Consider the following 23,044-nt stretch of genomic DNA (forward strand, 5'->3'; position numbering starts at 1 on the left):
CTTATGAAAATTACAAAACTATTAACAAAAGACACTATTCGTTTATCTACAAATGGAACTAAAAAACTGGATGCGATTGAAGATCTCGTTAATGTGTTGGATTCTGCGAATATTTTATTTGACCGCCAAATGTTTAAAGAAGCAATTTTGAAACGAGAAGAACAAAGCACCACTGGTATCGGTGAAGGAATTGCCATTCCCCATGCGAAAACTACAGCTGTTAAAAAAGCTGCAATTGCGTTTGGGCGTTCTACTGACGGCGTGGACTATGAATCGTTAGATGGACAACCAGCACATCTATTCTTTATGATTGCCGCACCAGAAGGGGCAAACAACATACATTTAGAGGCATTATCCAGACTATCGTCCATTTTAATGAACGAAGGGGCAAGGAACCAATTAATAGAAGCAAAAACAGAACAAGATGTTTTAACTATCATTGATCATTATGATGAGGAAGATGAAGCAGAGGACGAGTCAATGGAAGGTAAAAAGAACTTTATCATTGCCGTCACAGCTTGTCCGACTGGCATCGCTCATACCTATATGGCGGCAGATTCATTGAAAGCAAAGGCTGCCGAAATGGGTGTTGATATTAAGGTTGAGACCAATGGATCCAGCGGAGTAAAAAATGTCTTGACGTCTCAGGAAATTGAAGATGCAGTTGCCGTTATTGTTGCTGCAGATACAAAGGTTGAAATGAACCGTTTTAACGGAAAGTATGTAATTGAGACGGCTGTAGCAGATGGTATACGAAAGCCTCAAGAATTAATTGAGAGAGCCTTGAAACAAGATGCCCCTCTTTATCGAGGAAATGATACTGCAAAAAATAAAACAGAAGAAAAAAGAGGAATAGGATCAACTATTTACAAGCATTTAATGAATGGAGTTTCCAACATGCTGCCATTTGTTGTCGGTGGCGGCATCCTAATCGCGATAAGCTTTATGTTTGGAATTCACTCCGCTAACCCTGATGATCCATCCTATAATGCTTTTGCCGCGGCTTTAAATACAATTGGCGGTGGAAATGCTTTTGGACTTATGATACCAGTATTAGCAGGGTTTATTGCTATGAGTATTGCTGACCGTCCTGGTTTTGCGCCAGGGATGGTTGGAGGACTTTTAGCTGCAACCGGTGGAGCAGGCTTTTTAGGCGGGCTTGTTGCCGGTTTCTTAGCTGGTTACCTGGTAGTTGGTTTAAAGAAAGTATTTAAAGGACTTCCGGCTTCATTAGAGGGAATTAAAACGATTTTACTCTATCCATTATTAGGTATTTCCCTAACTGGCCTAATCATGCTTTATGTCGTCAATAATCCAGTGGGAGCCTTAAATACAGCTATATCACAATGGTTATCCAGCCTTGGTACAGGAAATGCTGTTCTGCTAGGAATTATTTTAGGACTTATGATGTCATTTGATATGGGCGGTCCGATCAATAAAGCGGCATATGTATTTGGAACTGGTTTATTGGCAAACGGTGTTTATGAGCCGATGGCTGCGATCATGGCAGCAGGCATGGTACCGCCGCTGGGCATCGCGTTAGCTACTACTTTGTTTAAAAAGAAATTCAGCAAACAAGACCAGGATGCTGGAAAGGTAAATTATATTATGGGATTATCGTTTATTACAGAAGGTGCGATTCCATTTGCAGCAGCGGATCCAGTTCGAGTCATTCCATCAGTGATGGCTGGATCTGCGGTTGCAGGAGGACTGTCAATGTTATTTGGAATCAGCCTTCGTGCACCACATGGCGGAATCTTTGTTTTCCCGCTTGTCGATGGCAGCTGGCTGCTCTATCTGTTGGCAGTGATGATAGGAGCAATTGTCTCAGCCATTTTATTAGGGATCTTGAAAAAACCAGTAAAGTAGACAAATGTTAGGCACAGGTTAATGTAAAAATAGATAAAAGGAAACTGCATTTTTGACATTTCAAATTTGTGGTTTCTTTTTTTTTCAATCTTAAACACAATCCAGTAAAAAGTTTTGAAAATATTCATAAACCTATTTTATTTTCGTAACCACAATACTGTACGATACATAGTATAAAACAAATACTGTATGACATATAGTATTAAAAAATGAGGTGGGTGAAGTGAGTCAATTATTGAATTCATTAACAACAGAGCTTAGGCGTGGAACGTTAACATTAGCGGTATTAAGCCAGTTACGAACTCCCCAGTATGGGTATTCCCTTGTTCAGTTATTGGAGGTCTCGGGCATTGATATCGATCAAAGCACGTTGTATCCATTGCTTCGACGATTAGAGAAACAGGAGCTGGTGTCGAGCAGCTGGGATACATCCGAAAGCAGACCCCGAAAGTATTATGTGTTAAGTGAATATGGGTTGGAGGTATTTTTGCAGTTAAAGAAGGAATGGATTCAGAATTCAAAAGAACTTTTTAACTTATTAAAGGGAGAGGAAGATGATGAATCTAATTGATATATATATTCAGGAAGTTACTCGAAGACTGCCTGAGAAAAGCCGTGAGGATATTGCACTGGAGTTACGATCGACGATAGAGGATATGCTCCCGGATAAATACAACGAGCAAGATGTAAAGGCAGTTCTTGAAAAATTAGGAAGTCCAGTCGCATTAGCTAGTGGTTATCTAGAACGGCCCATGCACTTAATTGGTCCGCGTTATTTTGATGTATATGTGACGCTGCTAAAAATGATTTTGCCGATTGCAGCTGTCGTTTCGTTAATCTCGATGATAGCCGAATATTTTATTGGCTATGGTGGGGAAGAGTCGGTTATAAATGTTGTTTTGGGTCTTCTAGGCAAAGGACTAGTGACTATTATTGAAGTTGGAATTCAAGTATTCTTTTGGTTAACAGTAGTATTTGCAGTTATAGAAAGAACAGAAAAAGGGGGAGATCCTCTAACCGTAAGCCTTAAAAAGTGGACTCCTGATGATTTGAAAAATATTCCTTCTATGCCAAAGAAAAAGATGATTTCAAAATGTGAAGTATTCGGGAGTTTGATGTGGACAGCGATCTGGGCAACACTCTATTTTTATGCGAATCATCTAGTAGGGGTATATGAAGGAAATGGAGGCAGACTTGAATTTGTGACACCGGCTTTCAATCAAGAGGTTTTGCTTCAGTATTGGCCCATCGTTGTGATGGTCATTGTTTTCGAAATTGCATTATCTCTTTATAAATTGATAAAGAGACAGTGGACCAAAAGAATGGCATTAGGTAATTCTGTCCTTCAGTTAATTGGAACCATTGTATTTATGGTCATACTGTTAGATTCCAATCTATTAAACAACGATTATATTACGTATATGTCGGAATTATTTACGATTACTACTCTTCAATTTAAATCATGGATGGTTGGCGGTGCGATTTTCATCATTATGATATTTGGAGCAATTAGTGCATTTGAAGGCTTCCGCAAGGCTAGAATTCGTTAAACTGTGTTGTTAATAGAACTATCGCGGATTGAGCTGATGATCAATTTTGATTGTCAGTTTTTTTATTTCTTTTTTCATAGTCAAATCTATGTTCATTGCAGGGAATAAAGAGTGTATTAAGGTACAATATTATTCTTGGATAGATAAAGAACAATTATAATGTTTTATAAAAATTATTTTTTCAAATAATCCACGCTTGTCCAATCATCTTTATTCTCTATGCATATTTTATCATAGAGAGACAGAGATCTCTCACACCATATCCCGCGCCGCCGTATGCACCTCCTGCATATCGGGATACCACCGGAGAAGCGTATCGTTCGTTTGATACGCTTCTTTTCATTTAATCAGCACTTTGTAAGGGGAGAAGCATGGATATGAAGCTAAAAAAATTTCCAACTTTATGTGAGATTGGGTTGAATTGTATGGTAGAATCGTGGATTTATGTTGATAATTATGAACTTGTCCAATCATTTCTTTAACAAAAAAATATTATAATAGTGGGATTCAATTATTATCCTGAAAAAATAACAGGTGGTGATAGATTATGTATGGATACTCAAGCGGATATGGCTCAGCTTTTAACTTTACTTTAATCGTAGTATTGTTCATTTTATTAATTATCGTACTAACATCTGTTTCACACGGTTACTAAAAGTTTAAAAATATGAGACTGTGCATCGAATAGTGAAAATTTCAGAAAATGGGGTGGCCGACTTGGACGGACTTAGAAACATGGCTACACTGATCGTTGTACTATTTGTATTGCTGATTATTGTAGGACCTAGTGTTTCTGGTGGTTACGGTTACTAAATCAGCGGAAGGAACATGTTGCTGATTTTCAGTAGAGGACAGATTTGTTCGGCGAATCTGTCCTTTTCGATAAACTTCTGAAATGAAAGGAGGTAATATTCATGTTTTTCATTCCAAGAAGACCCTTCGAAATCGAAATTGAAATTGAATTAGAAAGAAGAAGAAGAATTGAAATTGAAATCGAAATAGAAAGAAGACGTAGATTTGAAATTGAAAGAAGAAGACGCTTTGAAATTGAAAGAAGAAGACGTGGATTTTTTTGAGATCGTCAACTTAATTTCTAACGCAGTTTAATTCTGAGTGCACATGCTATTAGGAACGTTTGCATTTAGCAGACGTTTCTTCTGTGTGTTTCGATAGGATCGAAGCGATAAAAGCCATTTAAAGTGACTTGACTTGAAAGGAAATTTTTTTAAGATAATTTTTTCTATAATCCACGCTTGTCCAAGCATCTTTATTTTCTATGCATATTTTATCATAGAGAGACAGAAATCTCTCACACCATACCCAGCACCGCCGTATTGCACCTCCTACACATCGAGAGACCTCCGGAGAAGCGTATCGTTCGTTTGATACGCTTCTTTTTATTTTATCAGACACTTGTAAGGGTAGAAGCATTAATATAAAGCCTTGAAGTTTCCAACACTAGATGGGTATTAGTGGAATTTTATAATAAAATTGTGGATTTCTCTTAATAATTATGAACTTGTCCAAACATTTTTTTAATAAAAAAATATCTTAATAGTGGGATGTAAATATTATCCTAAAAAATAATAGGTGGTGATAGTTTATGTATGGATACTCAGGTGGATATGGCTCTTCCTTTAACTTCACTTTAATCGTAGTATTGTTCATTTTATTAATTATCGTACTAACATCTGTTTCAACTTATTAAAAGTTTAAAAATACTATTCTGAACTACTAATGTTAATTTTAAGAAAATGAGGTGATGGAAATGGATGGACTTAGAAATATGGCAGCACTGATTGTTGTACTATTTGTATTGCTGATCATTGTAGGAGCTAGTGTTTCCAGCGGTTACGGTTACTAAGACTAAGCCATGAAAAGGATATGTTACTGATTTTCAGTGGAAGGACAGATTAGCTCGGCAAATCTGTCCTTTTTCGATAGGAGTTATTAATATTACTTCTTTTTGGTTAGGATATAAACAAATTTTGTGTAAAATAAATGCCCAGCACTTATACTAAAGATGAATCTATAAATTGGAGGGATAAAAGTGCAAATTGAAATGTGGACTGACTTTGCTTGACCGTTCTGCTATATTGGCAAAAGGCATCTGGAGGATGCCATTAAACAGATTGACCACCCGATTGAAGTGACTTATCGATGCTTTGAGCTGGACCCCAACACGGGTAAAGATATAAAGGAAAACATTTATGAGGTATTGGCAAAGAAATATGGTATGAGTATTGCTCAAGCAAAAGCCAATACTCAAAACATGGTGCAAATGGCGAAGAACGCTGGGCTGGATTATCATATGGATACGCTCATTTTAACTAACACGTTTGATGCCCATCGATTGACGATGTACGCCAAAACTAAAGGTTTAATGAAAGAAATGACAGAACGTATTTTGCGTGCCCATTTTACTGAATCCAAACATATAGGCGATCATCAAACATTAATCGAATTGGCAGTTGAAGTAGGCTTAGAGCGGGAAGCAGTCGAAAAAATGCTGACCAGCGATGAGATGGCGGATGCCGTACGTGCTGACGAGCAGATGGCCCAGCAATACCGGATTACAGGGGTTCCATTCTTCCTGATTAACAAAAAATACGCACTTTCTGGTGCCCAGCCAACCGACGTGTTTGTTCAGGCATTGCAAAAAGTCATTGCAGAAGATGAAATCGTTGTATTAAATAGTGAAGAAGGACTTAACTGCGATGAAAATGGATGCGAAATCCCTGAAAAGTAGTATGCGTGTTGGCTGATTAATATAGAGGAATTATGAATATTGACACACTCTTACATTATTTGGATGCATATGGCTATCTGATTATTTTCGTCTTTTTATTCTTTGGTATTGTTGGTATTCCTGCACCCGAAGAATCACTCTTATTTTTAATCGGGGTGTTAATTGAACAACATAGTCTGGCATTCTTACCGGCGGTATTGTCGGCTTTTTTCGGAGCTTTTATTGGAATGCTTTCTGCCTTTGTTGTTGGAAAATACATAGGCAGTCCTTTTATTCATAAATATGGAAAATATATCGGAATAACCGAAGAACGCTGGGCTAAAGTGAAAATTAAATACATGAGAAATGTCCGTATAACAATCCTGTTCGGATTTTATATGCCTGGGATACGGCAAATCAGCCCGTATTTTTCAGGGATTGCCAAAATTTCATTTTTAGAATTCTTGCTTTATTCCAGTTTAGGAACAGTCTTATGGATAGTCCCATTTATTTTAGCAGGCTATTATGCTGGTAGTGCTTTCAATATTAATCCAGAGTATGTTCCTTATTTAGGAGTATTATTTTTATTAATCTTTTTACTGTTTGTTTTCGTAAATTTTTTAAAAAAAAGAAGAGAAAATATTGATTGAAAGAGCAGCACCTCGAAAGGACAATCCTTTTTGGGGTGCTGCCTTTTTTTTTATGTCCAACTTAAAAATCTCCTGAGCATTACATTAAAAATCAATGAAAATAGAAGTGTTAAAAAATTTGGGTGGTAGATTAAAGGGGTAGAAATCATATAATCGATTCCTTTTGGACAGGAGATGAGCCAAATATGAAAAAGATTTTGTTTTTACCCTTTTTACAAATGCGATCAGGGCATCATCAAGTTGCTGAGGCATTAATGGATATTGTGAAGAAAGCAAATGAAATTAATGTGAAGAAAATAGACCTATTAAGCTATGCGAATCCACAGCTTGAGAAAATGATTACGAGCGGTTATTTAAAATGGATTCGTTTTGCGCCAGAAACGTATGATCTTGCTTATAAGAAGTTTTTTTATGCTTCATCACCACATGAACATTCATTTAAATGGTATCATTATTTCTTTTTAAAAAAAATGGAGCAGCTGTTAAAGGAGGAGAAGCCGGATTTAATTGTTTGTACACATGGTTTCCCGTCCTATCTTCTCAGTCAGTTAAAAAGAAAGAGAAAGTGTGATGTACCAGTTATGAATGTATATACGGATTTCTTTATCAATAATTTTTGGGGAAGAAAAGAAATTGACTATCATTTACTTCCAAGCCAGGACGTAAAAGAAGAATTTAGTAAAAAGTATCATATACCGGAACAAAGGATGATTGTTACCGGTATTCCAGTCCATCAGGAAATCACCAAAAACATAAAGCAGAAAAAACGAGGGAGCAGGCATAAAATATTAATCTCTGGCGGAAATAATGGTTTGGGAGGAATTGTAAAGCTTTTGGAAAAATCGAAGCTATCCTCACAATCCGATTTCTATGTCCTATGTGGAAACAACCAGAAATTGTACGATGATATTCTTTCATGGAATGTGGATCATATCAAGCCGCTGTCATACATTTCCTCAAGGGCAGAAATGAATCAACTGTATGAAGAGATGGACGCGATTGTCACAAAACCAGGCGGGGTCACCATTAGTGAAGTGCTGCAAAAACGGCTGCCAGTTTTTGTTCAATCCGTACTTCCGGGACAAGAAGAAATTAATCTACAGTATTTAACAGATAAAGGTCTTGTTTTTAAACTAAAGCGTAAAAATTCCTTTGAACAAGATTTGCTTAGTTTTTTAAGAGACCCTACTAAAATGAATGAATGGGAACAATCTATCGATGCGTATCAAAAGGGAATCGAAATCGAGGGATCTATGAAAATTGCGGAAATCATGAACGGAATTTTGGAACATAAATCTCTTAAGCCTGCAAGCCTTAGTGAACAGTCAAAAGTTTATCGGTTGGCAAGAGCATAGAATCATAGTTGTTCGAGGTGAATTGTTAGTATGAACTTTATTATTTTAATACTAATTTTTTTCATATTATTATATACGGCAATACCATATTTTCTATCACGCGGTTTAGGGTTCAAGGTATTGAAAAGGGTAAAAAATCCTTCAAAAATTGCCTTCACGTTTGATGACGGCCCAGACCCGATTTATACCCCAATCCTGCTGGATTTATTGAAGAAAAATAAGGTGAAAGCAACCTTTTTTGTTGTCGGTTCCAAAGCGGAAAAGCATCCTCAGCTGATCCTGCGAATGCATCAAGAAGGCCACTTAATCGGGATACACAATTATGTCCACCGTTCGAACTGGTTCATGTCCCCTTTGAAGGTTCGCCAAGGGCTCGAGAATACTGCCAAAATTATCGAAACTATTACTGGGGTAAGACCTGTATATTATCGTCCACCTTGGGGAATGCTTAATCTTTTTGATTTTGTTAAAAAAAGCAGATACAAAATCATACTCTGGTCGATCATGGCGGAAGATTGGCGGACCTCTGGCGGCAGTGAAAAAATTAAAAAACATCTTTTAAACATTAAAGGCGGGGACATCATCCTGTTGCATGACTGCGGGGATACCCCGGGTGCCGAGTTAGATGCCCCCAGAAATACAATTAATGCGTTAAAGGATGTATTAAAAACGGTGAAGACAAAGGGATTCACATGTGTACGTGTGGATGAACTAATACAGTAGTCGTAAGTATTAATGAGGAAAATTATTGAAATTAGATGATGAGGGAGAGTTATTCTCATGAAAGGACCTGTTTTAACAATTGTTGTTCCGTGTTACAACGAAGAAGAAGTTTTGCCGGAAACTTCGAAACAATTATCAGCAGTATTAACCAAGTTAATCGACGATTACCTGATATCACGGGAAAGTAAAATCCTTTTTGTAGATGATGGCAGTAAGGACCGGACATGGGCCTTAATTGAAAAAGAGATGGCAATAAATCCATTCGTGAAAGGGTTAAAATTAGCAAGAAATGCAGGACATCAGAATGCTCTTTTAGCAGGGCTCGAGACAGCTGCTACACAATCAGATTGTGTGGTTTCCATTGATGCCGACCTTCAGGATGATGTCAAAGTTATCCGTACATTTGTGGAAAAATATCGGGATGGCTTTGATGTGGTGTATGGGGTAAGGGATAAACGGGAAACTGATACATTTTTCAAACGAGCAACGGCATTAGGATTTTACCGTTTGATGAATAAAATTGGTATCAATTTAATCCCCAATCATGCCGATTTTCGATTAATGAGCAAGCGGGCATTGAATGAATTATTTAAATATAAAGAAACGAACCTCTTTTTGCGGGGACTCATTCCTCTTGTCGGCTTTCCGACTACGAAAGTTTTCTATGACAGAAAAGAAAGGTTTGCAGGGGAGAGCAAGTATCCATTGAAAAAAATGCTCGCCTTTGCGTTTGACGGAATCACATCCTTTAGTATTACCCCGATTCGCTTTGTGACTTTTTTAGGATTTCTAGCAGTAATCATTAGCGCGATGGCCGGCGGATATGCGATTTTTCAAGAACTGGCCGGACATACGGAATCAGGCTGGACATCCATTATGATATCCATCTGGTTTGTCGGCGGTTTACAGCTTTTAGCTGCGGGGATTATTGGGGAATATATCGGAAAAATTTATCGTGAAGTGAAGCGGCGTCCAAGGTATGCGATTGAAGTAAATGCTTATTCTAATATGGCCCTAGGAAAACAGAGACTGGAAGTACTTACGAATACGGTGGGAAAATGAAATTTACCTTTATTCGCTTTATTTTAGTAGGTGTTGTCAACACCATAATCGGCTTGTCCGTCATGTTTCTCTTCTATCATATATTCGGACTTTCCTATTGGAAGGCCACCTTTTTAGGTAATTCAATAGGGGCGTGTATTAGCTATTGTTTAAACCGAAGCTTTACGTTTAAAAGCAATGCTTCAGTTTCAAGTAGTTTGGTTCGATTTGCAGGCGTTATTTTGTTCTGCTATTTCGTATCCTTTTACATTGGAAAACACGCAGTCCATTTTGTGTTGAATAACACCCATATCTTTTCTGCGACTATTTCAACGGATCTTGCGATTTTGGTCAGTACCTGTCTCTATACATTATTAAATTATTGTTTACAAAAGTGGATTGTTTTTCCGCAAAAAAATTTAAAAACATCGGCTTAAAAGGACCGATGTTTTTGAATGTAATGAGGAATTGAGAAAATGAAAAGAACTGTTTTTACACGAGAGAGGATTTATTTACTATTCGCCATTACCATTATTACCGTTTGGGTTGCACCATACTTTATTCTCGGTGAACATGCTCATATGCGGATTCATGATAATCTGGATTCAAATATTACCTGGTACAAGGTATTAGTCGACAGCGGCCAGTTATTTGGTTCCATACAGGCAAACATCCCCCAAATTATGAATGGGGAACTATCAAGAAATGCCTTTTACTCGGAATACTATGGGATTGTCGAGCTGTTTCGTTTGTTTCCTCCTGTTATTGCCTATGGGCTCAATCAAGCCATTTCACGCACATTCGCCTTTTTAGGCATGTACCTGCTATTAAAGAAATATGTGATAAAAGGGAAAAAACAAGGATTTATCATCATCATTTCGGCCTTAGCTTTTGCTTTAACACCATTCTGGCCAAATGGAATGTTAAGTATAGTAGGAATGCCGTTAGCATTATGGGCGTTCTTGAATATCCGCAATAATGAGCAAAAGGTGATTAGCATCTTTACCATCACACTATTGCCGTTTTATTCAACCTTTATGTTAGGCTTTTTCTTTTTCCTAAGTGCGATGGGGGTATGTTGGCTGGTGGATGTCATTAGGAGCAAAAAGCCGCAGTGGCGTCTGTTTTTCTCGATTGCCTATATGACGCTGATTTATTTAGCGATTGAATACAGGGAGCTTGCTTCCCTTGTTTTTTCACATGTAGAGACAAACCGCTCAGAGTTTTTTGAATCGAAAAATAATCTGATGCAAACGATTATGCTAATCTTTAAGAATTATATTGTCGGCCATAATCAGGACCAAACCCTCTTTGGAATCATCATTCTGCCAGTATCTTTGATTGCCTTAGTGATCGTGCTATTACAAAAAAGCTGGAAGAGGGAAAAACTATTTATCGGGTTACATCTTGCTAACTTTTTGTTATCCGTATGGTATGCCTTTTGGTGGTATGAAGGATGGGTACCGTTGAAGCAAGAAATTAGTATTTTAAACACGTTTAATTTTTCGCGCTATCATTATTTGCGGCCCATGATTATTTATGTATTATTTGCGCTATCACTGCAAATCATTTGGCGGTACCATAAAAAATGGCGTATTGCAGCAATGGTTTTTGCGGTGCTGCAGATTGGTGTATTGATTCCATCAAACGAACAAATTTGGTATCATCATTCACCGTCATTTGGACAATTTTATGCAGTGAAAGAATTCGCTGATATTAAGAAGTTTATCGGAAAGTCTGTAGAAGATTATCGAGTTGCAAGCATCGGCCTGCATCCTGCAATCGCACAGTATAACGGGTTGTATACACTTGATACGTACAATAACTTTTATCCATTGTCCTATAAACAACAATTTCGGAAAATCATTGCACCTGAATTAGCGAAAAATAAAACATTGGAAAGTTATTTTGATCAATGGGGAGGCCGTTGCTATCTCTTTGTCGATGAATTGGGAAAAAACTATATGTTTTCTAAACATTCTTTGAAAGTCATCCATCACTTGGATATGAATATTCAAGCTTTCAAACAGATGGGGGGAAAGTATATCTTATCCGCTGTTCCAATTAAGAATGCAAAGGAAAATCATCTTGATTTACTAAAGGTTTTTCAATCAAAAGAAGCGTATTGGAAGATTTATTTATACAAGGTTATTTAAACAGGAGATTACAAAACCACCGGCTTTTTCAACGCCGGTGGTTTTGTATAGTTCAAAGACTTTTGCTGTTTACTTTTTCAGTTGTTTTTGGAACAAGCGGAATTCGATTATACATGTTTATAATTGTATTCGCAATTGGTTCAAGAAATGGACTCAGCTTGAAAACAACGGTACTAATGACTAACGAAACGATAATACTTCCTAAGATATCAAATGGATAATGATGTCCTACATAGATTCTGGAGAACCCTGTTAAGAAGGCGAACAATAGCATGCCGATTCCAATTTTTCGATGAACGAATAGGACAGCCAGTGCTAAGGCGAAGGCGCCTGTTGTATGGTCACTTGGAAATGAAGCATCTGCCGCATGTTCCACTAATAGATTAACCTTATGTGATACAAACGGCCGAGGTTCTACGTAAATATGACCAATAATGTAGTTCATGAGCAATCCAAGAGCACCGGTAATCGCAGCATAAACGACTGTTTTCTTATACTGATCTTTTCCGATAAACCAAATGAGCAGTAAAACAATCGCATAGATTATCAAGGCATTGTTCGTTACACCGGCCATTAATCCATCTAAAAATGGATGGTGACCTGCTAAATCATTAATGGATTTAAATAGACTATAATTCATAGAGTAGGCTCCCTTTAATTGACATATAGTGATGATTAATGAAAAAACATAGGAAATAAGGCGAATCTCCCACCAGCTTTCATGATTCAATGATGGATTTTTACCCCAAGTGGGTACCTTAACTATAATAAAGAAAACTAAACAGGCAATGAAATAAGCATTAATATTTCATTAAAAAATGAAATGTTTGATATGTAATGTTACATTAAAATAGATAGCTGTAGATGCTATTTGATTATGATTGCTACAGGGGGAATAACAATGAAAATTCATATATTAGTGATAGAGGATGAAATTCAAATTGCCCGTGTATTAAAGATGGAGCTGGAATATGAAGGATACGATGTGACGGTTGAACATAACGGGAAGGATGGACTGGAAAAGGCCTTGCATAGTGAAATTGATTTAATCCTATTGGATGTGATGCTGCCGAAATTAAGCGGGATTGAGGTGTTAAGAAGATTACGAAAGGAGAAGGAGGACATTCCTGTGATTCTCTTAACCGCCCGTAATACTACGTTTGATAAGGTAGCTGGCCTTGACCAAGGTGCTAATGACTATGTGACAAAGCCATTTGAGATTGAAGAATTATTAGCAAGAATCCGTTCTTGCCTCCGCCATTATTCAAAAAATGGGCAGAAGGAAGATTCCGCTATTTTTTCAGTAGGGGATTTAGAGGTTGATACTGAGACGAGAGAAGTGACAAGGGCAGGTACTTCTATCACCTTAACTCCAAAGGAATATGACCTGCTGATGTATTTAATTGTCAATAAAAATAAAGTGGTCACAAGGGAAAGTATTCTTCTGAATGTATGGGGCTACGATTATGAGGGAGAAACGAATGTGATCGATGTGTTTATCCGGCATTTGCGAAAAAAAATAGAAGAAGGTTTTTCAACTTCGCTCATTACCACTGTTAGAGGCATCGGCTATACCATAAAGGAGACCGAAGATGAGGATCACATTAAAAATTAATCTATTAACAACCGCATGGATGTTGTTCATCTTAATTTTGATTAATATTGTTGTCTTCATTTTATTTATGAGAACAACCGTAAATATGGAAAAGGATATGGCGTTTCAAAAGGCAGGGGATATCATTAAAAACATCCGTACCAATGATACGCCTGACCAAATCAAAAGTGAATTAAAGGATAATTTAACCGAGGATTCCTATATTCGAATCCTGCAGCCTGATGGACGAATCCTTTATGAAGTAACGAATGAAAAGGAATTAGTCAAAAAAGTAAAAGGGAAATTTGTAAAAACCCAGGAATCTGAAAGAAAATTATTAGTGATAGAAGGTGAGGAAAAGCAGGTGTTAATCGTTCGTGTCCCAATCCCAAATGGCCCCCTGCTAAATGGGAGCTTGGAAATTGGAGAGGAATTAACCGGCTTAGAATCAAGGAAAGACATCCTTTTATGGATTCTTGGGGTCAGCACGGTGTTAGCTGCTATTTTATCATTGCTCAGCGGCAGATGGTTGTCGAATATCATTATGCGGCCGATTTCCAATATGATTAATACGATGGAAGATATTGAACGAAGCGGTGTACCAAAGAAGATTTCGCTTCATAATGATTCGAAGGATGAACTTCAAACATTGGCGAATACGTTTAACCGGATGATTGACAGGCTGGAGGATAACTTTGAAAAACAGTCCCAATTTGTTTCTGATGCCTCCCATGAGTTGAAGACGCCGTTGACCGTTATTAAGAGCTATGCGAATTTGTTAAGACGGCATGGGCTTGAAGATAAAGAAATGGCTGATGAAGCGCTCCAAGCGATTCACTCTGAAGCTACCAGAATTCAAAAAATGACAGAAACTTTTTTAGATGTAGCCTCATTAGAAAAAGAAGTAGAATTGGACATGGATGTAGTCAATCTTGTAACGTTATGCCAAGCCATTTTAAAACAGCTAAAAGAAGTATATAAAAGAGAAATCACTCTTCATTACGAGCAATCACCCCTCCTTATAATGGCGGATGAATTAAAAATCAAGCAGGTCATCATTATTTTACTTGATAATGCTATGAAATATAGTAATGAAAAAATTGATGTTTTCTTAGAAAAGAATGATATGAATGCCATTTTTCGCGTGAAAGATTATGGTATCGGCATTCCAGGTGATGAGATTGAGAATATTTTTGAACGATTTTACCGTGTGGATAAAGCACGGAGCCGGGAAACTGGCGGTTCTGGTTTAGGGCTTCATATTGCAAAACGAATCATGAAGTTACACAAGGGTGAAATCAAAATAAAAAGTAAAGAAGGGGAAGGGACTGAAGTAGAATTGCTTTTACCTGCAAGTTTGGAAATAGTATAAAGTATTTTGGCTGACATGTTCCCCCAGATTGTAAGGAATCTTGTCGTTTAAAAAAATGGTTCAGGGGTTGCTTATTTTTTTAATTCGTTGTAGAATAAGAAAAATCAAAAGATTCTAACGTGATAAAACACGATGATTGGGAGTATTAAGGAACATTTGTTGTTTAGAGAGCTGTCGGCTGGTGAAAGACAGTCAATAAATTCCCCAACTCGCCCAGGAGTGGTAAGGCTGATATGTAGGTCTTAACGGTCGACTGCCGTAATCGAGTCGTAAAGTGGATTCGTTTTATTTTTAAACGAATCAAAAAGAGTGGTACCACGTAGGCAAAGCCTGTCGTCTCTTATGAGATGATGGGCTTTTTTATTTTTTAAAAAAATAGGACGTAATATAAAAAGGTGGTTGGATGATATGAAAAATGTTGAAAAGTATTCCAGAGGTTATTTTATGCCCCCGTTGAAAAGTATGAAATGGACGGAGAAGGAATATATTACGGATGCTCCAACATGGTGCAGTGTAGACCTTCGTGATGGTAATCAGGCATTGGTTATTCCAATGAGTCTTGAAGAGAAACTGGAATATTTTCAACTGCTTTTGGAAGTAGGTTTCAAGGAAATTGAAGTAGGCTTTCCTGCTGCGTCTGAAACAGAGTTTGCTTTCTTAAGAACATTAATTGAACAAAACTTGATTCCCGAGGATGTTACTGTTCAAGTTCTAACACAGTCTAGAGATCATATTATTGAAAAAACATTCGAAGCGCTTCGAGGCGTGAATAAAGCAGTCGTTCACCTTTATAATTCGACTTCAGTTGCCCAGCGTGAACAGGTATTTAAAAAATCAGAAGAAGAGATCATCGACATTGCTGCAGCTGGAGCGAAAATGCTTAAAGAATATGCTGCAAAGACGGAAGGGAACTTCCAATTTCAATACTCGCCTGAAAGCTTCACTGGTACAGAAATGGAGTTTGCACTTGAAATATGTAACCGAGTCCTAGATATTTGGCAGCCTACGGCTGACAACAAGGTGATTATCAATCTACCAGCTACGGTGTCCATGTCCATGCCTCACGTTTACGCAAGCCAAATTGAGTATATGAGCGATCATTTAAATTACCGTGACAATGTAATCCTCTCTGTACACCCTCACAATGACAGAGGGACAGGAGTAGCCGATGCAGAGCTTGCTATGCTTGCGGGAGCACAAAGAGTGGAGGGAACTCTGTTTGGAAATGGAGAAAGAACAGGTAATGTGGATATCGTCACCCTTGCCCTAAATATGTATTCACATGGGGTCAACCCAGAGCTTCACTTTGAAAATATTCGAGAAATTCAAGCTAGATATGAAAAATTAACGAGAATGCGAGTTCACGAAAGACATCCATATGGCGGGGAGCTTGTTTTTACAGCTTTCTCAGGTTCCCATCAGGATGCGATTGCCAAAGGGATGAAATGGCGAGAAGAAGAAGAGCGTCAGTATTGGACTGTTCCTTACCTATTAATTGATCCAATGGATATTGGCAGAGAATATGAAGGAGATATCATCCGTATTAACAGTCAATCCGGTAAAGGCGGGATCGGTTACATACTGGAGCAAAATTTTGGGCTTGACCTTCCTGCTAAAATGCGCGAACACTTCGGCTATCAGGTTAAAAATGTATCAGATCGTTTGCATAAAGAACTTATGCCAAATGAGATCCATGGCATTTTCAATAAGGAGTATGTAAATATTGCTGCTCCTGTTGGGTTTGAGAAATACCATTATACTCAAAATGAACAATATGATACAGTTGTTTCCATCCGAATCAATGATGAAATACATGAATTTACGGGTGCAGGTAACGGAAAGCTTGATGCTATCAGCAATGCTCTTCAAACCAATTTGGCACTTGATTATAAGGATTTGGTCTATAAGCAGCATGCTTTAGAAATTGGCTCTCGGTCAAACGCCGTTTCTTATGTAGGTATCACAGCACTCAATGGATCAGTTTATTGGGGCTGCGGCATCGACTCTGATATCATGACATCCTCTATAAAAGCGTTGTTTAGTGCTATTAACAACATGATTACGAGCGAACAACTGCCAATTGAACAAGGGATTTTTTCACTTACAGAAAAGTAATTTCTATCATAGTTTCGCTCCTTCTAGAAATAATATTATCAAAGGAGCGATGATGATGGACAGAGAAAAAGAATATGTTACTGCCAATTTAACTTCTAATTTAATTGGCGAAATTAAATCATTTGAACAAAAATTAAGTGAACAAACTCAAAAACAAGTTGTGGTTATCGCCTATGAAAAGGATAACCTTCCAACGGAACATTAAATTTTGTTAAAAAGCTTCGGTGACTGCCGAGGCTTTTTACGCTTCGCTCACCTTATATATCGCTGAATTATTTAAAGTCCTGCGGCATTAATAAATGGGGAATTTTAAAAAAATATACATTTTTACAATAAATTAACGGTAAAATAGTACTATTACTTGGAGGTGAACGATGTATGGAAAATAAACGATTTCACTATGATGGCAGTTTTCAGAACCATGAGGGTTCAAATGAAGAATTCATTAATGAACCATTTAAAATGACGGATGAAATGAGAGCAAGCATTAGTGGAAACCCTTATACATATATGAGTACTGATTCTGAATGAATCCTTTGAAACGCTGTCCATTGGGCAGCTTTTTTTTATAAAAGTACTTAAAAAAACAAGAATGGTAAATAATAAATGTCATGCATGTGAATACCTATACTTTATAAAGAAAGGGATGTAGTAGAAATGACAAAAGTACTTTACATCACAGCGCATCCGCATGATGATACTCAGTCTTATAGTATGGCAGTGGGAAAGGCGTTTATTGATGAATATAAAACAGTAAACCCGTCTCATGAAATTATTAATATGGACCTTTACAAAGAGAATATTCCACAGATTGATGTAGATGTATTTAGCGGATGGGGTAAGCTTCGATCCGGTCAGTCGTTTGATCAGCTTTCTTCTGATGAGAAAGCAAAAGTGGGCCGCCTTTCGGAGTTAAGTGAGCAGTTTATTGCTGCTGACAAGTATGTCTTTGTGACGCCTCTATGGAATTTTTCATTTCCCCCGGTAATGAAAGCCTATATTGATTCCGTAGCGGTTGCTGGAAAAACATTTAAATATACGGAACAAGGCCCGGTAGGATTATTAACTGATAAAAAAGCTTTACATATTCAAGCTAGAGGCGGCTTTTATTCTGAAGGTCCAGCTGCTCAAATGGAAATGGGTCACCGCTATCTAGATATTATTATGCAATTTTTTGGCATCCCTTCATTTGAAGGAATATTTGTGGAAGGACACAATGCGATGCCGGATAAAGCACAGGAAATCAAAGAAAACGCCATTGCCAGGGCAAAAGATATAGCACATACGTTTTAAAGATATAGGGACGATTCTTTTGTTTCATTTATGGCTCACGAACCGAAGAACCGTTCCCATATGTTCTAGAGACAGTGCATTTCGGATTCTGCTTGATTCCACGGGACGGAATATCCTTGTCCTTTTGAGCAGAAGATGGAGGATGAGGTATATTCAGGATCGGCATTTTTATTGTACTGGGTCCTTTCGATTACTTCAGCCTGGTTATGGCAAGGGTAGTAGCCGTCAACGATTAGGTTCAGCATTCCTTTTCCTTGTGTTAGTGAAGCAAATTCTGAACTATAGTTCAAAAACGTTGCAACTGGAACCTTCCCGGTTATAATGGCTTTGTTTCCTTCGGTGATGGGGGTGTCAAAACTGCCGTGTGCCTGCTGAATATCCGTCAGCACTTTTCCTAAAAGCTCCAAATTAACATTAATTTTAAAATTATAAAAGGGTTCAAGCAGAATATTGGCTGCTTTTTCGAGCCCTTGCCTTAATGCCCGGAATGCAGCCTCACGAAAATCTCCGCCAGAAGTATGTTTCACATGGGCTCTTCCTGTTAGTAACGTGATTTTCACATCGGTAAGAGGGGAACCGGTTAAGATACCATGATGATCTCGCTCATATAAGTGATTGCGGATGACGTTCTGCGTTCCAACTGGCAAATGGTCGGTATGGCAGACACTTTCAAATGATATGCCGCTATTTCTTGCTGCCGGTTCCATTTTTAAATGGACTTCAGCATAATGTCCTAACGGTTCAAAATGGCCATAACCGATAATCCGAGAGCTGATTGTTTCTTTATATAAGATTTCTGGATCCGCAAATGAAACATCCAGCTGGAAACGTTCTTTAATGACTAATTTAAGAACTTCTAGCTGAATTGTTCCCATGACATGAATGTGGATTTCTTGCAGCTGTTCTACCCATGTTACATTCAGTGCGGGATCTTCGGCATCCAATATTTTAAAATAACGCAAAGCTTCTTTAATATTAATTGCTGAATCAAAGATAACTTTTGATTTTAGTGCCGATGTCATTTCGTATTCGGCATCCTCTTTTAGCGAACCTAATCCATCGCCTGCTGAAGCGGATGACAGCCCAGTTACAGCAAAGATTTCACCGGCAAAAACTTGATTCACCGTTTTAAATTTCATTCCATTATATAAACGAATTTGCGTGATTTTCTCTACTAGTGATGCCTCATCGTCGCGCTCATAACTTATTTCATCACGGACATTTAATGTTCCGCTTAGAGCTTTAATAAACGTCAGTCTTGTCCCATTTTCATCATAACGAATTTTATAAACACGACCGGAAAAGACACTCTCATTCGAATAACTTGTGTCAGTTAATAAGTCTAATTTTTCAAGAAAGCTTTCGACTCCAATATCTTGTAAGGCTGAACCGCTGAAACATGGGGAAATTTGATTTTCGCGGATAAGCTGTTTCAATGTTTCGAGCCAAAGTTTATGCTGATATCCGGTATCCATGTAGGTTTCAAGCAGGGATTCATTGCGTTCCGCAATAAATTCAATCAGTGCCTCGTCCATCTCACCGTTAGTTAACGCCTCTGTCATATCATAAACATCTCTGGTAAGATTTGTTTGAATTTCCTCCCGGATTTTCACGGTATCGGCCCCGACCCGATCGATTTTATTAATAAAGAAGAAGGTCGGTATTTGATGCTTTCTTAGTAACCGCCATACAGTTTCTGTATGTCCTTCAATCCCTTCAACCGCACTAATAATAATGATAGCATAATCCATCACCTGAACGGCCCGCTCCATTTCCGGTGAGAAATCGACATGACCTGGAGTATCAATCAAAAAGTATTCAGAGTCCCCCATAGTAAACATTGCTTGGCCTGCAAATACCGTTATGCCGCGTTGTTTTTCAATTTCATGGGTATCAAGAAAGGTATCCTGGTGGTCAACACGGCCTCTTTGTCTAATGGTTTTTGTATGATAAAGCAGCTGCTCTGCTAACGTGGTCTTTCCTGCATCGACATGAGCAAACATTCCAATCGTTTTCTTCATGCTGGCACCTCAAATAGTTATTCTTTAAGAATAGTATATCAAAAGAATGGAAACACAGGGAATGTGTATCTGTTTCATTTAACATTTATGTAGCAGAAGTACCGCCCATGTACCTCATATATTTTAAAGCTGGACATACATATAGAATAGGTATAATTCCATATGAAAGGGTTTAGGTAGATCAGATGGATTTTTTAAATGAAATTTTAAAAACTTATAGTGCGTTTTTTTCGTTCGAGATGTTAGAGCAGGTTTTGACTAGCCCTGCCAGCTGGGGCGTTATTGGATCGCTGATTATTTTGGAGGGGCTGCTGTCGGCAGATAATGCACTTGTCCTAGCAGTAATGGTCAAACATTTACCTCCGAAGCAGCGGAAGAAAGCACTTTTTTACGGAATTTTCGGGGCGTATTTTTTTCGCATCATCGCGATTGGTTTGGGAGTTTCTTTAATCAACATTCCTTGGATTAAGATTGTTTGCGGTCATTATTTGCTGTTCATTGTTTTTCAAAACCTTTTGATGAAAAAAGAAGAGGAAGGCGTAGTGGCAAATACGAAAATGGGGTTTTGGCGGACAGTTTTAACCGTAGAGCTAATGGATATTGCCTTTAGCATTGACAGTGTCATAGCTGCCTTTGGGGTGTCTAATCAAGTCTGGGTCTTATTCCTGGGAGGTGTGTTAGGGATATTAATGATGAGGGGAGTTGCCCAGCTTTTCCTAAAACTGATTGAAAAAATTCCGGAATTTGAAATCACTGCATTTGTCCTAATTGCGATTATTGGGGTGAAAATGATTGTATCTGCCTTTGGTTTCCATATGCACGAGGTGATGTTGTTTAGTATTTTAATAGCGATCTTCCTCGGTACATTCATTGTACACCTATTAAAAGGAAATACCGGCAATGAACCAACATAAAAGAGCAAAAGTTTCTTTGTGTTGAAATTTCCAACTGCATAAGTAATAGAATGGCGGAATTCGATTTCCGCCATTTTTTTCTAATAGGATATTATAAATATCTAGGATATACTATTAAAAGAATAGCATTTTAAAAGTCTTTATTCTGAAAATTATAACAAATGTTATATCCGAGACCAACAAAAACGTTATTGTAAAATATCTAAATATTCATTATAATATTATTTGTTGCAAATATATTTTTTTAGAAAACTATTTTAATGGTAATTTTCGTTTGTTTGGAATTTTTGTCTATTATGAGGGGGAATTGTATGAAAAACCTATTGAAAAAATGGAATCGATTGAGCTTGGTAAAACAAATTATTATAGGCTTAATTCTCGGTATTATTCTTGCTTTAACAATCCCTGAAACTGCAAAGCCTATCGTCATTTTTGGCTCGTTATTTGTTGGGGCCTTAAAAGCAGTAGCCCCTGTGTTGGTACTATTCTTGGTAATGTCGGCCATAGCCCAGCACAAAAGCGGTCATAAAACAAATATGAAATCGATAATCGTCCTTTACCTTTTAGGCACTTTTTTAGCTGGACTGATTGCGGTTATTGCTAGCTTCATCTTCCCGGTAAGTTTAAAGCTGGGTGCTGGTGCTGAGAATGTTACGGCGCCAGGCGGTGTAGTAGAGGTTCTTAAAACTTTATTGCTTAACGTAGTCGATAATCCGGTAAAAGCAATCTTTAATGCGAACTATATCGGTATTTTAGCTTGGGCAATTGTTCTTGGTTTTGCATTAAAAAATGCACCAGCTACGACTAAAACGATGATTTCGAATTTTTCCGATGCTATTTCAAAAGTTGTGACATGGGTAATCAAGCTGGCACCATTAGGAATCATGGGACTGGTATTTGATTCTATTACGACCAATGGACTTAATTCACTAAAAAGCTACGGGGAATTACTTGCCGTTTTACTTGGCTGTATGGTCTTTGTCGCTGTAGTTGTCAATCCACTTATCGTGTTTGCGGCAACTCGCCAAAATCCATTCCCGCTCGTATTTAAGTGCTTAAAGGAAAGCGGCATTACAGCATTCTTTACCCGAAGCTCTGCAGCGAACATTCCGGTTAACATGAAATTATGTGAAAAATTAGGATTGGATAAGGATACCTATTCTGTTTCAATTCCATTAGGTGCCACCATTAATATGGCGGGCGCAGCTGTCACGATTTCAGTTTTAACGCTTGCAGCCGTTCATACACTAGGCATTCAAGTGGACATTCCAACCGCGATCATTCTAAGTGTTCTTTCAGCAGTATGTGCGTGCGGTGCATCAGGGGTTGCCGGCGGTTCGTTATTATTAATTCCGCTTGCATGCAGCTTATTTGGCATCCCGGGCGACGTCGCCATGCAGGTAGTCGCTGTCGGATTTATCGTAGGAGTCCTACAAGATTCTTGTGAAACAGCCTTGAACTCATCTACTGACGTTCTATTTACAGCGGCGGCTGAATTCAGAAAAAAACGAAAAGCAGGCAAAAAAATTGAAGTCAATCATGTCGCATAAATAAATTATAACAAAAAGACCAACTCACTTAATAGTGCGGTTGGTCTTTTTCTATTGGGCGAGTTTTCTGTGTTTTTTACAATATATTTAGGCTTAATCCATAGTAAAATCAG

25 protein-coding genes and 1 other annotated feature are annotated in these 23,044 nt (G+C 37.9%); of the genes, 23 read left to right on the plus strand and 2 right to left on the minus strand.

Translation table 11 applies throughout. From position 1 onward, the window contains the following. Positions 1–3: 3 nt before the first annotated feature. The 15 genes from IE222_RS19395 to IE222_RS19465 all read left to right on the plus strand — a co-directional run bounded on the left by IE222_RS19395 (position 4) and on the right by IE222_RS19465 (position 12,072). Positions 4–1,869 carry a PTS fructose transporter subunit IIABC gene (locus IE222_RS19395; protein WP_191275699.1) on the plus strand — a complete coding sequence of 622 codons (1,866 nt, stop codon included), beginning with the start codon at positions 4–6 and terminating at the stop codon, positions 1,867–1,869. A 223-nt stretch (positions 1,870–2,092) separates the two neighbouring features. Continuing rightward, a complete protein-coding gene (locus IE222_RS19400; protein ID WP_191275701.1) occupies positions 2,093–2,440 on the plus strand; it encodes a PadR family transcriptional regulator in 348 nt (115 codons plus the stop codon). After that, on the plus strand, positions 2,427–3,419 hold the full coding sequence (locus IE222_RS19405) for an HAAS signaling domain-containing protein (RefSeq protein ID WP_191275703.1): 993 nt from the start codon (positions 2,427–2,429) through the stop codon (positions 3,417–3,419). The genes IE222_RS19400 and IE222_RS19405 overlap by 14 nt, the downstream gene beginning before the upstream one ends. Positions 3,420–3,966: 547 nt before the next feature. Beyond that, the gene (locus IE222_RS19410) at positions 3,967–4,074 is read left to right on the plus strand and encodes a YjcZ family sporulation protein (RefSeq protein WP_191275704.1); all 108 of its coding nucleotides are present in this window, start codon (positions 3,967–3,969) and stop codon (positions 4,072–4,074) included. A gap of 62 nt (positions 4,075–4,136) precedes the next feature. Next, positions 4,137–4,232: a YjcZ family sporulation protein gene (locus IE222_RS19415; RefSeq protein WP_370465071.1), complete on the plus strand. Its 96-nt coding sequence runs from the start codon at positions 4,137–4,139 to the stop codon at positions 4,230–4,232. Between the two features lie 101 nt (positions 4,233–4,333). Beyond that, entirely contained in the window at positions 4,334–4,495 is a 162-nt protein-coding gene (locus IE222_RS19420) for a hypothetical protein (RefSeq protein WP_191275705.1), read from the plus strand. Positions 4,496–5,022: 527 nt separating this feature from the next. Beyond that, on the plus strand, positions 5,023–5,127 hold the full coding sequence (locus tag IE222_RS19425) for a YjcZ family sporulation protein (RefSeq protein WP_191275706.1): 105 nt from the start codon (positions 5,023–5,025) through the stop codon (positions 5,125–5,127). Between the two features lie 60 nt (positions 5,128–5,187). Then, positions 5,188–5,283: a YjcZ family sporulation protein gene (locus IE222_RS19430; protein ID WP_191275707.1), complete on the plus strand. Its 96-nt coding sequence runs from the start codon at positions 5,188–5,190 to the stop codon at positions 5,281–5,283. A gap of 231 nt (positions 5,284–5,514) precedes the next feature. Further along, positions 5,515–6,168, plus strand: a complete 654-nt coding sequence (locus IE222_RS19435) for a DsbA family oxidoreductase (protein ID WP_223282822.1) — start codon at positions 5,515–5,517, stop codon at positions 6,166–6,168. A 32-nt stretch (positions 6,169–6,200) separates the two neighbouring features. Beyond that, on the plus strand, positions 6,201–6,797 hold the full coding sequence (locus tag IE222_RS19440; protein WP_191275709.1) for a DedA family protein: 597 nt from the start codon (positions 6,201–6,203) through the stop codon (positions 6,795–6,797). Between the two features lie 185 nt (positions 6,798–6,982). After that, entirely contained in the window at positions 6,983–8,152 is a 1,170-nt protein-coding gene (locus IE222_RS19445) for an MGDG synthase family glycosyltransferase (protein ID WP_191275710.1), read from the plus strand. Between the two features lie 30 nt (positions 8,153–8,182). Further along, positions 8,183–8,875 (plus strand): polysaccharide deacetylase family protein, encoded by a 693-nt coding sequence (locus IE222_RS19450; RefSeq protein ID WP_191275712.1) that lies wholly within the window; start codon positions 8,183–8,185, stop codon positions 8,873–8,875. Positions 8,876–8,932: 57 nt separating this feature from the next. Beyond that, a complete protein-coding gene (locus tag IE222_RS19455; protein ID WP_191275714.1) occupies positions 8,933–9,937 on the plus strand; it encodes a glycosyltransferase family 2 protein in 1,005 nt (334 codons plus the stop codon). Beyond that, entirely contained in the window at positions 9,934–10,353 is a 420-nt protein-coding gene (locus IE222_RS19460; RefSeq protein ID WP_191275716.1) for a GtrA family protein, read from the plus strand. Before IE222_RS19455 ends, IE222_RS19460 begins: the two co-directional genes overlap by 4 nt. Positions 10,354–10,392: 39 nt before the next feature. Then, entirely contained in the window at positions 10,393–12,072 is a 1,680-nt protein-coding gene (locus IE222_RS19465; protein ID WP_191275717.1) for a DUF6044 family protein, read from the plus strand. 52 nt (positions 12,073–12,124) lie between these two features. On the opposite strand, the gene IE222_RS19470 is transcribed toward IE222_RS19465, so the two are convergent. Beyond that, positions 12,125–12,712, minus strand: coding sequence for an undecaprenyl-diphosphatase (locus tag IE222_RS19470; RefSeq protein ID WP_191275719.1), 588 nt, complete (start codon positions 12,710–12,712; stop codon positions 12,125–12,127). A 261-nt stretch (positions 12,713–12,973) separates the two neighbouring features. On the opposite strand from IE222_RS19470, the gene IE222_RS19475 reads away from it, so the two are divergent. From IE222_RS19475 to IE222_RS19500, 6 genes are all read left to right on the plus strand, one after another. Continuing rightward, on the plus strand, positions 12,974–13,687 hold the full coding sequence (locus IE222_RS19475) for a response regulator transcription factor (protein WP_191275721.1): 714 nt from the start codon (positions 12,974–12,976) through the stop codon (positions 13,685–13,687). Then, positions 13,665–15,038 (plus strand): sensor histidine kinase, encoded by a 1,374-nt coding sequence (locus IE222_RS19480; protein WP_191275722.1) that lies wholly within the window; start codon positions 13,665–13,667, stop codon positions 15,036–15,038. Before IE222_RS19475 ends, IE222_RS19480 begins: the two co-directional genes overlap by 23 nt. 123 nt (positions 15,039–15,161) lie before the next feature. Further along, positions 15,162–15,382 (plus strand) — a binding site (T-box leader). A 64-nt stretch (positions 15,383–15,446) separates the two neighbouring features. Next, complete coding sequence (locus IE222_RS19485; protein ID WP_191275723.1) at positions 15,447–17,153, plus strand: 2-isopropylmalate synthase; 1,707 nt, start codon at positions 15,447–15,449, stop codon at positions 17,151–17,153. A 55-nt stretch (positions 17,154–17,208) separates the two neighbouring features. After that, positions 17,209–17,358: a hypothetical protein gene (locus IE222_RS19490; protein ID WP_191275725.1), complete on the plus strand. Its 150-nt coding sequence runs from the start codon at positions 17,209–17,211 to the stop codon at positions 17,356–17,358. Positions 17,359–17,531: 173 nt separating this feature from the next. Then, complete coding sequence (locus IE222_RS19495; RefSeq protein WP_191275727.1) at positions 17,532–17,684, plus strand: hypothetical protein; 153 nt, start codon at positions 17,532–17,534, stop codon at positions 17,682–17,684. Positions 17,685–17,810: 126 nt separating this feature from the next. Further along, on the plus strand, positions 17,811–18,446 hold the full coding sequence (locus tag IE222_RS19500; protein WP_191275729.1) for an FMN-dependent NADH-azoreductase: 636 nt from the start codon (positions 17,811–17,813) through the stop codon (positions 18,444–18,446). A gap of 65 nt (positions 18,447–18,511) precedes the next feature. On the opposite strand, the gene IE222_RS19505 is transcribed toward IE222_RS19500, so the two are convergent. After that, on the minus strand, positions 18,512–20,467 hold the full coding sequence (locus IE222_RS19505) for a GTP-binding protein (RefSeq protein WP_191275731.1): 1,956 nt from the start codon (positions 20,465–20,467) through the stop codon (positions 18,512–18,514). Positions 20,468–20,652: 185 nt separating this feature from the next. Here IE222_RS19505 and IE222_RS19510 point away from each other — a divergent pair, with 185 nt between their 5' ends. Further along, a complete protein-coding gene (locus IE222_RS19510; RefSeq protein ID WP_191275733.1) occupies positions 20,653–21,381 on the plus strand; it encodes a TerC family protein in 729 nt (242 codons plus the stop codon). A 311-nt stretch (positions 21,382–21,692) separates the two neighbouring features. Beyond that, positions 21,693–22,931 (plus strand): serine/threonine transporter SstT, encoded by a 1,239-nt coding sequence (gene sstT, locus IE222_RS19515; RefSeq protein WP_191275735.1) that lies wholly within the window; start codon positions 21,693–21,695, stop codon positions 22,929–22,931. Positions 22,932–23,044: the final 113 nt, after the last annotated feature.

This window comes from Neobacillus kokaensis (assembly GCF_014656545.1).
Lineage (GTDB): Bacteria > Bacillota > Bacilli > Bacillales > Cytobacillaceae > Neobacillus > Neobacillus kokaensis.